Origin of the sequence: Blattabacterium cuenoti, assembly GCF_014252055.1 — a bacterium.
GTDB classification, from domain to species: Bacteria; Bacteroidota; Bacteroidia; order Flavobacteriales; family Blattabacteriaceae; genus Blattabacterium; species Blattabacterium cuenoti_D.
The window spans coordinates 177,021-190,213 of record NZ_CP059208.1; the positions used below are offsets into that span (position 1 = coordinate 177,021).

A 13,193-nucleotide genomic window follows, 5' to 3' on the forward strand; every position below is an offset into this window, starting at 1 on the left:
CTCTTATGGTAAGTAACTCTTCTTCTGAAAAAGTGCAAATTAAACTTAAAAATTTTAAGTTATTAGAAATTTATTCAGGAAAAAAAAAATTTATGAAAGAATTTTTTTCCGATAAAGCAACTGTTATTATGTTTATTTGTAATCATTGTCCATACGTAAAACATATTAACAATGAATTAGTTCGTTTAACAAAAGAATATCTATTAAAAGGAGTTTCATTTTTAGCTATTAATTCTAATAATGTAGAAAAATATCCGGAAGATTCTCCAAAAAATATGAAAAAAACATATGATAAATTAGGCTATGTTTTTCCTTATTTTTTTGATGAAACACAAGAAGTAGCAAAATATTATAAAGCAGAATGTACTCCAGAATTTTTTATTTTTTCTGGGAAAGGAGACTTATATTATCATGGACAACTAGATGATTCTAGACCTGGAAATAAAATTCCCGTTACAGGAAAAGATATAAGTAATATTTTAAAAAGAATTCTAAATGGAGATTCTTTTAAAGAAATACCTATTGTAAAAGTAAGTAGTGGGTGTAATATTAAATGGAAGTAATAAGACTACTATAATAATCTGGAATTATACTCAAAAAATATTTAATGGATTCTGATAGACTTTTTTCTGATATTCCTCCTGCTGCATTTTTATGTCCACCACCTTTAAAATGTTTTCTAGCAAATAAACTAACATCAAAATTTCCTTTAGATCTAAAGGAAATTTTGATCGGTTCTTTTATTTTTTCTTCAAAAAAGAAAACAGAAAATATTATATTTTCAATACCTAATCCATAATAAATAACCCCTTCAGTATCTTCTTTTTTACAAGAAAGAATATTAAGATCCGAAGCATCTATACTTGTATATGTAGTATGATATTTTTTTAAAACTCTTAGTCTATTTAAAGCCTTAGATAATAATTTTAATCTATTTTCATTATATTTTTCTTGTAATAGATTATATATATTACTTACATGAATACCTTTTTCTATTAATTTACCAGCAATAAAATGAGTTTCTGAAGTTATAGATGGAAAACGAAAAAAACCTGTATCAGTCATTAACCCTACATATAAACATGTAGCAATTTCTTTATCTATTTTATTCAAGTTATTCATATTAGATATAAATCTGAATACCAATATGCTAGTAGCTGATACTTTTGGATCTGAAAACATAAAATCAAAATAAGATGGATGAGGATGATGATCGATAAGAACTTTTTTAGCTCTTGAAGAAACTAAAAAATTTCTTAAATTCTTTATTCTTGAAATATTGTTAAAATCTATTAAAAATATATAATCGGAATTTTCAATTTTTTTTCTTATTAAAAATTTATTTTTTTCTGAGAAAACGATAATATCTTTGATTCCTGGTAGCCATTGAAAAGATTTTGAGTATTCTGTAGAAGATATTAAATCTACATTATGTTGAAGTTTTCTTAAATAAAATAATAGTGCTAAAGATGAGCCTAAAGCATCTCCATCTGGATGATCATGTGGTAATAGTACTATTTTTTTTTTATTTATTCCATTAATATTAGAAAATAACATATTATATTCATTGTTTTTTTTTAAATCCTAATTCTTCTCCTTTTTTTAACATAAGAAGATATGCAGAATTAAATTCATTGGGAATTTTCCCTTCTAAAATGGAATCTTTAATAAAATTTTTTATAATTCCTATTTTTTTGCACGGATGAACATTAAAAACATTCATAATATCATTTCCAGATATAGGAGATTTCCAATTTTTAATACGATCTCTTTCTTCTAATTTCTTTATTCTATCCATTAGAACAAAAATATTTCTTTTATAACGATCTTTTTTTTCTTTATTTTTTGTAGTGATGTCTGCTATACACAATTTTATTAGATCTTCTATATCTTCTCTCATATCAAATAATAATCTACGAATAGCAGAATCACTGGTTTCATCTTTAATCAAAGCAACAGGCCTATAACTATTTTTAATCATTTTTTTGACATATTTCATAATCATTCCTTTTGGAAGCTTTAATCGTTGAAAAATGTTTGGAATCATTTTCGATCCTACAAATTCATGAGAATGAAATGTCCATCCTATTTCTGGAACAAATTTTTTTGTATGACTTTTTCCTATATCATGAAGTAATGCAGCCCATCTCAACCAAATAGAATTACTTTTTTCTTTGCTTATATTATCTATAACTTGTAAAGTATGGTCAAAATTATCTTTATGTTTGTATCCATTTAGTTCTTCTATTCCTTGTAATGATGTTAATTCTGGTAATATTATGGATAATAATCCTGATTTATATAATAATGATAGGCCTATAGAAGGTTTTTTAGATAATAGAATTTTATTAAATTCATCTATAATTCTTTCTTTAGAAACAATATTAATTCTATTTTTATTTTTTTTAATAGATTTAAATGATGACTTTTCTATCATGAACTGAAGTTCAGTAGAAAATCGTATAGCACGCATCATTCTTAATGGATCATCAGAATAAGTGATATCTGAATCTAAAGTAGTTCTTAATATTTTTTTTTTCAAGTCTAACATCCCCCCAAATGGATCTATTAATTCTCCATAATTATCATTATTTAAACTAATAGCTAAAGAATTAATCGTGAAATCTCTTCTTTTTTGATCCTCTTGTAAGGATCCTAATTCTATAATAGGTTTTCTACTATAAAAATGATATGATTCTCTTCTTGCTCCAACAAACTCTATTTTTTGATTATTATATTCTAACATAGCAGTTCCAAAACGTTTAAATACCTGAATTTTAGGAATAGGAATAATATATCTAGAAACTTCTTTAGCTAATCTAATTCCTTCTCCTATAGTTAAAATATCTAGATCTCTAGAATTTTTTTTACCTAGCAAAAAATCTCTTACATAACCACCTATAACATAGGATTCTTGTTTTATTTTATTAGAACAAATGTTAACAATATGAAATATTTTACTATGAAGAGCCGATGACAAATTCATGTTATTACGTACGTAATATTTTTATCTCTTTTGAAATAATTTTAATAATAGAAGAACTAGTATAATTAGATTTCTCATTTCTTCTAATATTTACAGCATAATCTATATTTTTTAATATACAAGAACTTATTTCATGAAAATATTTAGGAGTAGAAAATCCAGAAATATTAGCAGAAGTAGAAATGATTGGTCTATCTAATTTTTTAATTAAATGTGTACAAAATGGATCGTTTGTTAAACGAACAGCTAAAGAATCTTTACCAAAAAAACTTGATATTCTTTTTTCACTAACATAATCATATATTATAGTAATAGGCTTTTTTCTATATCTAATATTATCGGAAATCATTTTTATATTAAAATCAGATATTTTACCTACTAGATTAAATAAACGATCAATGCTTTCCACTAAAAGAATCATAGGTTTAGATATTTTTCTATTTTTTATTTTATATATCTTTTTTATAGCATTAATATTAAAAGCATCACATCCCAATCCCCAAATTGTATCTGTAGGATATAGTAGTATTTTTCCATTTTTTAATATTTCTGCACTTATTTGTATTTCTTCATAAAAAGACATGAAAAATAAAAAGTTTTAATTTTAAATTACTAAACCATGAGTCCTTAAAGCCTCATTTAATGAAGTTTTTTTATTTGTACTTTCTTTTCTCTTTCCTATAATCATAGCACATGGAATATGATATATCCCAGAAGGGAATTTTTTAGGATAAGTTCCCGGAATGACAACAGAATATTTAGGAATAACTCCTTTACTTTCAATAGGTTGGTCATTAGTTACATCAAAAATTTTAGTAGAGGAAGTTAAGACAACATTTGCTCCTAACACAGCTCCTTTTTCTATTAATACACCTTCTACTAGAATACATCTAGAACCAATGAAAACATCGTCTTCTATAATTACTGGATAACTTTGTATAGGTTCTAAAACTCCTCCTAATCCAACTCCCCCACTTACATGAACGCGACTCCCAACTTGTGCACAACTACCCACTGTCGCCCATGTATCTATCATTGTATTTTCTCCTATATAAGCTCCTATATTTACGTATGAAGGCATGAGTATAACACCAGGAGATATATAAGAACCATATCTTGCTACAGCAGGAGGAACTACACGTATTCCTTTTTCTTTAAAATTTTTTTTTATAGGTATTTTATCATAGAATTCTAAAGGACCTAATTCTATTGTATTCATTTTTTGAACAGAAAAAAACATAATAATAGATTTTTTTATCCATTCATTGACTCCCCATTTTCCATTAGAAAAATTTGTAACCCTTACTAAACCTTTTTCTATAAGATCAATAACTTCATTGACTAATTTTTTTATATTTTTTTCAGTAGACCATAAATCTTTTTTCTTCCAAGCTTCTTCTATTTCCAATTTTATTCTATTTACTCTCATTATCATAAAATATAATATATTTAAAAACAAAAGTAGTAAAAATAAAAATAAAAATGTCAAAAATATTGGGAATAGATTATGGAAAGAAAATGACAGGATTATCTATTACAGATTCTAAAAAAAAATTTGCTTTTGGACTAGATGTTATCCCTACTAACAAATTAATGAATTTTCTAAAATCATTTAAAATTGAAAATTCAATAGAAAAAATAGTTATAGGTTTACCAAAAAACCTAAATAATGAAGAATTTTCAATAGAAAAATATATTAAAAAATTTATTTTCAAATTTAGATTACAATATCCTAGAATTAGGATAGATAGATTAGATGAACGTTTTACATCTAAAATTGCATTTCATGCTATGATAGAATCAGGGATAAAAAAGAAAAAAAGAAGAAAAAAAGAAATATTACATAAAATAAGCGCTATAATTATTCTACAATCTTATCTTAAAAAAAATTAATTTTTATGATATTACCTATAGTTCTTTATGGTAACCCAATTTTAAGAAAAAAAAGTATAGATATTGATTTACAAAATTCTTGCAAGAAAGAAATTAATCGATTGATAAAAGATATGTTTGAAACAATACATAAAGTCCAAGGGATAGGATTAGCTGCTCCTCAAATTGGAAAAAATGTTAGACTTTTTATCGTTGATACTCCTTTTATGGAAGGAAAAAATATCAATACATATAAAGAAGTATTCATTAATGCTAGAATATTAAAAATTAATGGAAAAAATTATGAATTTAACGAAGGATGCCTAAGTATTCCTGGAGTTATGGAATATGTAAAAAGAAGATCAAATATATTAATCGAATATTATAATCACAATTGGGAAAAACAGAAAAAATACATTACTGGTATACGTTCACGAGTTATTCAACATGAATATGATCATATTGAAGGGAAATTATTTATTGACTATTTACCATATTTAAAAAGAAAACTAATCGTAAATAAAATTATTAATAGGTAATATTTTTCGAATATACAAAATCAAATATTTTTTTGAAACTATTTGGATCATTCATTGAAATATCGGAAATAATTTTTCTATTTATTTTAATTTTCTTTTCTGATAATTTCTTCATAAACTCCGAATATGATTTACCATATTGTCGAACTCCTGCATTAATACGTTGAATCCAAAGTTTTCTAAAATCTCTCTTCCTTTTTTTTCTTCCAGAAAAAGCATAAAGCAAAGATTTTTCTACTGCATTTTTAGCTACTGTATAGACTTTACTTCTTGATCCGTAAAAACCTTTTGCTAACTTTAATATTTTCTTTCTTCTTCTTCTGGAAGAAACAGAATTTGTAGACCTAGGCATAAATTTTAAATTTGTTTTATTATATTTTTTTTATCTGATCTATTCAATAGAGAAAATTTAGATAGATTTCGTTTTCTCTTTTTTGATTTTTTAGTTAGTAAATGATTTTTAAAAGCATGTTTTTTTTTTATATATCCATTAGCTGTTTTTTTAAATCTTTTTTTCGATCCTGATTTTTTTTTTAATTTCGGCATAATTTTTTTAGTAATTATAACTTTTTAGGTGCTAATATCATGTACATTCTTTTACCCTCCATTACAGGCATTTGTTCTACTTTTCCATATTCTCCAATTTCTTCTGCAAACTTTAACAATTTCATTTTTCCTTGATCTTTGTATACTATAGAACGTCCTTTAAAAAAAACAAATACTTTTACTTTATCTCCACGCATTAAAAATTTTTCAGCACTTTTTATTTTTACTTTTCCATCATGATCTCCTATTTGTGGTCCGAATCTAATTTCCTTGGTATTTATTTTAATTTGTTTAGCTTTAAATTGTTTTTTTCTTTTTTTCTGCTCATACAAAAATTTTTTGTAATCAAGTATCTTACACACAGGTGGAGATAATTTAGGATTTATTTCAATCAAATCTAATCCTCTATCTTTAGAAAATTGAACAGCTTTTTCTATAGGATAAATTCCATTTTCTATAATAGAATCACCTACTAAACGAACTTTGTTTGATGTGATATTATTATTTATGCGATATCTTTCTTTTTTTTCTTGTAATGGTCGGGATATTCTTTTTTTTCTTTTCCCTCTTGGAAATTTTTTTTTTATAATAGCTTTAAAGTTTTAATATTTATTTCATTAAAAATTTTATCTACTCCATGAGCAATAGAAAATATCCCAAGATCTCCAATTCCATGACGTCGTATTGAAATCAATTCATTTTTTTTTTCTTTTTCTCCTAATATTACCATATAAGGAATTTTATTGTCCTCAGCGTCTCTAATTTTTTTGGAAATATTTTCATTTCTACTATCAGTAGATACACGAATATCGTATTTTAGCATCAAATTTAAAATTTTTTTTGCATAAATTATATATTTATCACTTATAGGAAGTATAATAACTTGTAATGGAACTAACCATAAAGGAAAGTTACCTTTTGTATGTTCTATCATAATAGCTATAAGACGTTCTAAAGAACCAAAAGGAGCTCTATGTATCATTACTGGACGATGTTTTTTATTATTCTTTCCTTTGTAAAATAAATCAAACCTTTCAGGTAAATTATAATCGACTTGAATTGTCCCAAGTTGCCATTTTCTTCCTAAAGAATCTTTAATAAGAAAATCTAATTTTGGACCATAAAATGCAGCTTCTCCATAATTTATGGACGCATTTATTTTTTCTTGTTCTACTGCTTTTAATATAGCATATTCAGCATTTTTCCAATTTATTTCGGATCCTATATAATTTTCTTTTTTTTTTGGGTCTCTTAAAGAAATTCTTACTGTGTAATCTAAAAAACCTAAATAACGAAATACATAAAAAACTAGATTTATTACTTTCTTAAATTCTTCCAATAATTGATCATATGTACAAAAAATATGCGCATCATCTTGAGTAAAAGATCTAACTCTTGTTAATCCATGAAGTTCTCCACTCTGTTCGTAACGGTAAACTGTTCCAAATTCAGCAAAACGTACAGGTAAATCTCTATATGACCACTCTTGAGAACGATAAATTTCACAATGATGAGGACAATTCATAGGTTTTAAAATAAATTCTTCCCCTTTTCTAGGGGTTCTAATAGTTTTAAAACTATCTTTTCCATATTTATCCCAATGTCCACTTTTTATATATAACTTTTTGTGTCCAATATGTGGTGTTATAACCGTCTCATATCCTGATTTTTCTTGAATATTTGTTAAAAATTCTTCTAATTTTTTTCTAAAAAAAACCCCCTTTGGTAACCATAATGGTAATCCACTTCCAACTCTATCAGAAAAAACAAAAAATTTCAATTTTTTACCTATTTTTCTATGATCGTGATTTTCATTTTCTTTTAAAAAATGAACTGATTTATCCATTACAAAATTTTTATAACTAAATATAAATATGCAGCCATTATACACCCAATAATAGGACCAAATATTGGAATAAATGCGTAATTCCAATCACTTTTCCCCTTACCAGTAATTGGAATTATAGAATATATTATTCTTGGCCCTAAATCACGTGCAGGATTTATGGCAGCTCCTGTTGCACCTCCTAAAGATAAAATAATTCCTAATACTAATAAAGAAGATGGAACTGCACCTAAAGATCCTAATCCTAGGATACATTTTTCTCCTTTAAAAAAAAGGACTCCCTCTGTTGTTAGAGATAAACAAATAAATATAAAAATAAAAGTAGCTAAAACTTCACTCAAAAAATTATAAAATAAATTTCTTATAGAAGGAACAGTAGAAAAAATTGCTAGTAATTTATTTTCTTCATTTTTAGTATTATTAAAATGATCTTTATATAAAACCCATACTAATAAAGATCCCAACATAGATCCAATTAATTGAGAAATAATATAAAAAGGAACAAGATTCCATTCAAATTTTCCTACTATAGCAAATCCTATCGTAACACATGGATTTAAATGAGCTCCACTATACGGTGATGATACAATAATTCCCATAAAAACAGCTAAAGCCCATCCTATAGCAATTATAAGCCATCCTATATTACTATTATTATTTATAGATCCTTTAGTTTTTTTTAATAGAACATTTGCTACTACTCCATTTCCTAAAAATACTAAAATTGTCGTTCCTATAATTTCTGCAGATATTCCTGTCATTTTATTTTTTTTATTTTTTTATTTATTAGACCAAGAACGAGTAGTTTTTATAGCTCTTTTCCATCCTTGAATCATTTCTAAACGACTAGACATTCCTTTTGGTTCAAAAATTTGTTCTAATCGCCATTTATCTTGAATTTCTTCTAAACTAGTCCAATAATTTACTGCTAATCCAGCTAGATAAGCTGCTCCTGCTGCTGTTAATTCTGAAATTTTTGATTTTACAACTTTAACATTTAATATATCAGATTGAAATTGCATTAGTAACTTATTTACAGTAGCACCTCCATCTACACGAAGTTCTTTTATAGAAATCCCAGAATCTGCTTCCATTGCTTTTAAGACATCCATATTTTGAAAAGCAATGCTTTCTAACGCTGCACGTACAAAATGAGCAGAAGAAGTTCCTCTTGTGATTCCAACAATAGTTCCTCTTGCTTTTTGATCCCAATAAGGAGCTCCTAATCCGGAGAATGCTGGAACCATATATAATCCTTCTGTATTTTCTACTGATGAAGCTAAAATTTCAGCTTCATTTGAAGATAATATAAGACCTAATCCGTCCCTAAGCCATTGTACAACAGCTCCTGCAATAAAAACACTTCCTTCTAAAGCGTATTGAACTTTATTTTTTATTTTCCAAGCAATTGTAGTTATTAAATTATTTTGAGAAAATACTGGATTTTCCCCAACATTCATTAACATAAAACATCCTGTTCCATAAGTATTTTTTACCATCCCAATTTTAGTACACATTTGACCAAAAAGGGCAGCTTGTTGATCTCCTGCAATACCAGATATTGGAATTTTATGAGATAAAATATTACCCGTTGTGTAACCGAATATTTCACTTGACGATTTTACTTCTGGAAGCATTGTTTTTGGAATATCAAATAAATCAATTAATTCTTGGTCCCAATTAAGGGTATGAATATTAAAAAGCATAGTACGAGATGCATTAGTAACATCTGTTACATGAATTTCCTTTCCAGTCAAATTCCATATTAGCCAAGAATCTATCGTTCCAAAAGCTAAAGATCCAGAAAAAGCTTTTTTCTTTGCTCCTGGAACGTTATCTAATATCCACTTAATTTTTGTAGCAGAAAAATAAGGATCTATGATTAATCCAGTTTTTTTTCTAATCATTTCAGTTAAACCTTCTCCTTTTATTCGATCGCAGTATTTTGATGTTCGTCGATCTTGCCATACTATGGCATTAAAAATTGGTTCTCCTGTTTTTTTATCCCATACTACAGTAGTTTCTCTCTGATTGGTAATTCCTATTGATTCAATATTTTCTCCTTCTAAATTTGCTTTTAATATAGCCTCTAATGCAACTGATGCTTGCGTAGACCATATCTCTTCTGCATTATGTTCTACCCATCCAGGATAAGGATAAATTTGTGTAAATTCTCTTTGAGCTACGGATATAATATCCCCACTCCTATCAAAAATAATAGCTCTAGAACTAGTAGTTCCTTGATCTAATGATAGTACATACTTTTTCATATGATGATAATAAATAAAGGTATTACGACATTTTTTTATCTAATCTAAGTCTGTGGATAATGATATTGCATAGCTAATTCTTTGAAAGAAGTTATTTGTGATTTCTCCCATTTTTCATCTCTAGATAGTTCCTTCGCCATTAATTTTGCTATTTTTGGTGCTATCTCTACTGCTTTTTTAGCGTTTAAAAATAAAAGACGAAATCTTCTTGCTAAAACATCTTCAATAGTTCTAGCCATTTCATTACGAACCATCCATATAACTTCAGCCTTAGTCGAATAATAAGAACAATTGGATATTAACGGTTCTCCTAATAGAGGATTTTCTTCAATTAATTTTCTAATATAATATTCATCTTCTCCATATTTTTTCCAACGGAAATTTTTATTTTCATATGAAGAATAAGATCCATAAATCTTAAGATTTTTTGTTATAGATGGCATTTTATTAAATTTTCCTATTTCAATAGCTTTGTTTACCGTTTCTTCCGCCATTTTTCTATATGTTGTCCATTTTCCACCTATAATACTTATCAGCCCAGAAGCACTAATCATAAGTTTATGAGACCTTGAAATATCTTTGGTTTTAGTTATAGAAGATGAATTTTTAGGTAAAACAAGAGGTCTTAATCCAGAAAAAACGCTCAGTATATCACTTTTTTTTGGATTAAAAATAAAATATTTTTTGAAGTTTTGTAAAATAAAATCTATTTCTTCTTCTAAAGGTTTTGGCTCTAGGACACTTTTTTCTAAACAAGTATCTGTTGTTCCAACTAAAACATGATCATACCATGGAACGCAAAACAAAACTCTACCATCAGTAGTTTTTGGAATCACTATAGCATCTGAACTACTAAAAAACGATTTATTTAATATAATATGTGTCCCTTGGCTTGGTTTTATTAATGTTGGCCAAGTAGAGTCATCCATTTTTGAAATGATATCAGAAAAAATACCTGTAGCGTTAATAACTATTTTTGAATAAATATTATATTCTTTTTTAGTTTCAATATCGCAAGCAATAACTCCAGATATTTTATTATCTTCTTTTTTTATTAAATTCTTTACTTGAAAATAATTTAATAAAACACCACCATTTTTTACACAAGTTTGTGCTAAATTAATAGCTAAACGTGCATCATCAAATTGTCCATCATAATATAGAATACCTCCTTTTAATTTATTACTTTTAATTCCTGGAAAATTATGAATAATTTCATTTTTAGATAGAAATCTTGATTTTCCAAAACTTAAAGTTCCGGCTAACCATTCATAAATCTTTAAACCACTCCAATATAAAAAAGCCATTCTCCAACTAAAAATTGGAATCACAAATTTTTTCTTTTTAACTAAATGAGGAGCATTTTTTAATAATAAACCTCTTTCCTGTAAAGCTTCATAAACTAATTTTATATTTCCCTGAGCTAAATATCGTATTCCACCATGAACTAATTTTGTACTTCTACTAGAAGTACCCTTAGAAAAGTCTGATTGTTCTAAAAGTAAAGTTTTATATCCCCTAGAAGCAGAATCAAGAGCTATACCTAATCCTGTAGCTCCACCTCCAATAATGACAATGTCCCAAACATTTTCTACATTTTCTAAAATGTTTAAAAATCTATCTCTATTTAAAAAACCTTTCATCATGTTTCAATTAAAATTACAAATGGAACATTAATCCTATTGTAATTATTAAAAATATCAAATATCAAAGGAACAAAATTAAAATTAATTTCAATAAAATAAAATTTTTATTGAAATTAATTTAATTTAAATATTAATATTACCTTTGCATCATTTTTGACAAAAAATCTTTTATGAGATCCTGTCTGGAACTAGTATTAATTTTTTTCATGATTTTATTCATACTATAAAATTTTTTTAAAAAAGAATCTATATGATTTAATGAAATTCCACTTCCTACAGATATTCTTTTTCTCCTACTAATATTATTAAGTATTTTTGGATTTTTTCTTTCATAAGGAGTCATTGATAAAATAATTGTTTCTATTTCTTTAAAAGAATCTTCTTTATCATTTAAAATACCAAAAAACTTTTCCATACCAGGTATCATTGATACAATATTTTTTATACTTCCTATTTTTCTTACTTGTTTAAACTGTTCTAATAAATCTTCAAAATTGAAACGATCTTTTGATATTTTATTATAAATATTTTTTGTCCTTTTTTCATCAAACTGTTCTTGTACTTTTTCAACCAACGAAACTACATCTCCCATTCCCAAAATTCTGTTAGCTATTCTATCTGGATGAAATACTTCTATATCTTCTATTCTTTCTCCATTACTAATGAATTTAATTGGTTTACCTATTAAACTAGATATAGTTATAGCAGCTCCTCCCCTACTATCTCCATCTAATTTTGTCATTACAATTCCATTAAAATTCAATACATTTGAAAAACATTCAGCAGTGTTTATAGCATCTTGTCCTGTCATTGAATCTACAACAAATAAAGTTTCATCTGGATTAGAATATTTGTAGATATTTTTTATCTCATCCATCATAACTTTATCAATAGATAATCTTCCAGCTGTATCTATAATGATTACATTTCTTTTTTTTTTAGAAGCGTATAGTATAGATTGATCTAATATATCTAAAATATCAGATGTTTTTTTAGAAAAAACAGGAATATCAATTTTTTCTACAAGAATTTTTAACTGATCTACAGCTGCTGGACGATAGATATCTGCAGCTACTAATAATGGATAATAATTTTTTTTCTTTAAAAATAGAGCTAGTTTAGCAGAAAAAGTTGTTTTTCCACTTCCTTGTAATCCACATATTAATATAATAGAAGGATTTTTAGTTTTAGAAATATTTATTTCCTTACTCTTACCACCCATTAACAAAACTAATTCATCATATACTATCTTTATCATTAATTGTCTTGGGTTTAACGAAGTAATTACTTGTCTTCCAACAGACTTTTCCTTAACTTTTTTAATAAAATTTTTAGCAATTTTATAATTAACATCTGCATCTATAAGTGCTTTACTAATTTCTTTCAAAGAATTTGCAATATTAATTTCCGTTATTTTATTATTCCCCTTTAAAATTTGAAGAGACTTATCAATTTTTTTTTGTAAATTTTTAAACATATCTAATCAAG

The 13,193-nt window shown here is 26.2% G+C and carries 15 protein-coding genes; 3 read left to right on the forward strand and 12 right to left on the reverse strand.

Annotation, left to right across the window (positions count from 1 at the left end; translation table 11 throughout):
• Positions 1–5 precede the first annotated feature (5 nt).
• Positions 6–563 carry a thioredoxin family protein gene (locus tag H0H48_RS00835; protein WP_185871231.1) on the forward strand — a complete coding sequence of 186 codons (558 nt, stop codon included), beginning with the start codon at positions 6–8 and terminating at the stop codon, positions 561–563.
• Here the strand turns inward: H0H48_RS00835 and H0H48_RS00840 are convergent.
• From H0H48_RS00840 to H0H48_RS00855, 4 genes are read right to left on the reverse strand one after another with little or no spacing between them, the layout of a single operon-like run.
• Positions 550–1,557, reverse strand: coding sequence for a DHH family phosphoesterase (locus tag H0H48_RS00840; RefSeq protein ID WP_185871232.1), 1,008 nt, complete (start codon positions 1,555–1,557; stop codon positions 550–552). The genes H0H48_RS00835 and H0H48_RS00840 overlap by 14 nt on opposite strands.
• 7 nt (positions 1,558–1,564) lie before the next feature.
• Positions 1,565–2,986: a CCA tRNA nucleotidyltransferase gene (locus H0H48_RS00845; RefSeq protein ID WP_185871233.1), complete on the reverse strand. Its 1,422-nt coding sequence runs from the start codon at positions 2,984–2,986 to the stop codon at positions 1,565–1,567.
• A 4-nt stretch (positions 2,987–2,990) separates the two neighbouring features.
• Positions 2,991–3,569 (reverse strand): L-threonylcarbamoyladenylate synthase, encoded by a 579-nt coding sequence (locus H0H48_RS00850; protein ID WP_185871234.1) that lies wholly within the window; start codon positions 3,567–3,569, stop codon positions 2,991–2,993.
• Between the two features lie 21 nt (positions 3,570–3,590).
• Positions 3,591–4,415, reverse strand: coding sequence for a 2,3,4,5-tetrahydropyridine-2,6-dicarboxylate N-succinyltransferase (locus H0H48_RS00855; RefSeq protein ID WP_185871356.1), 825 nt, complete (start codon positions 4,413–4,415; stop codon positions 3,591–3,593).
• 53 nt (positions 4,416–4,468) lie between these two features.
• Between H0H48_RS00855 and ruvX the strand changes: the two genes are divergently transcribed.
• Together ruvX and def are read left to right on the forward strand one after the other, a co-directional pair.
• Complete coding sequence (gene ruvX / locus H0H48_RS00860; protein ID WP_185871235.1) at positions 4,469–4,879, forward strand: Holliday junction resolvase RuvX; 411 nt, start codon at positions 4,469–4,471, stop codon at positions 4,877–4,879.
• A gap of 5 nt (positions 4,880–4,884) precedes the next feature.
• The gene (gene def, locus H0H48_RS00865) at positions 4,885–5,397 is read left to right on the forward strand and encodes a peptide deformylase (protein ID WP_185871236.1); all 513 of its coding nucleotides are present in this window, start codon (positions 4,885–4,887) and stop codon (positions 5,395–5,397) included.
• Here the strand turns inward: def and rplT are convergent.
• The 8 genes from rplT to ffh all read right to left on the reverse strand — a co-directional run bounded on the left by rplT (position 5,387) and on the right by ffh (position 13,182).
• Complete coding sequence (gene rplT, locus H0H48_RS00870) at positions 5,387–5,749, reverse strand: 50S ribosomal protein L20 (protein ID WP_185871237.1); 363 nt, start codon at positions 5,747–5,749, stop codon at positions 5,387–5,389. The genes def and rplT overlap by 11 nt on opposite strands.
• Before the next feature lie 5 nt (positions 5,750–5,754).
• The gene (gene rpmI / locus H0H48_RS00875) at positions 5,755–5,943 is read right to left on the reverse strand and encodes a 50S ribosomal protein L35 (RefSeq protein ID WP_185871238.1); all 189 of its coding nucleotides are present in this window, start codon (positions 5,941–5,943) and stop codon (positions 5,755–5,757) included.
• 14 nt (positions 5,944–5,957) lie between these two features.
• Positions 5,958–6,491 (reverse strand): translation initiation factor IF-3, encoded by a 534-nt coding sequence (infC, locus tag H0H48_RS00880; protein WP_238785349.1) that lies wholly within the window; start codon positions 6,489–6,491, stop codon positions 5,958–5,960.
• Positions 6,492–6,526: 35 nt separating this feature from the next.
• On the reverse strand, positions 6,527–7,789 hold the full coding sequence (thrS, locus tag H0H48_RS00885) for a threonine--tRNA ligase (protein ID WP_185871239.1): 1,263 nt from the start codon (positions 7,787–7,789) through the stop codon (positions 6,527–6,529).
• Positions 7,789–8,550 carry an MIP/aquaporin family protein gene (locus tag H0H48_RS00890; protein WP_185871240.1) on the reverse strand — a complete coding sequence of 254 codons (762 nt, stop codon included), beginning with the start codon at positions 8,548–8,550 and terminating at the stop codon, positions 7,789–7,791. Before H0H48_RS00890 ends, thrS begins: the two co-directional genes overlap by 1 nt.
• A gap of 18 nt (positions 8,551–8,568) precedes the next feature.
• Positions 8,569–10,059 (reverse strand): glycerol kinase GlpK, encoded by a 1,491-nt coding sequence (gene glpK / locus H0H48_RS00895; protein WP_185871241.1) that lies wholly within the window; start codon positions 10,057–10,059, stop codon positions 8,569–8,571.
• Positions 10,060–10,103: 44 nt separating this feature from the next.
• A complete protein-coding gene (locus tag H0H48_RS00900; protein WP_185871242.1) occupies positions 10,104–11,705 on the reverse strand; it encodes a glycerol-3-phosphate dehydrogenase/oxidase in 1,602 nt (533 codons plus the stop codon).
• Positions 11,706–11,841: 136 nt separating this feature from the next.
• Positions 11,842–13,182, reverse strand: a complete 1,341-nt coding sequence (gene ffh, locus H0H48_RS00905; protein WP_185871243.1) for a signal recognition particle protein — start codon at positions 13,180–13,182, stop codon at positions 11,842–11,844.
• Between the last annotated feature and the right edge of the window lie 11 nt (positions 13,183–13,193).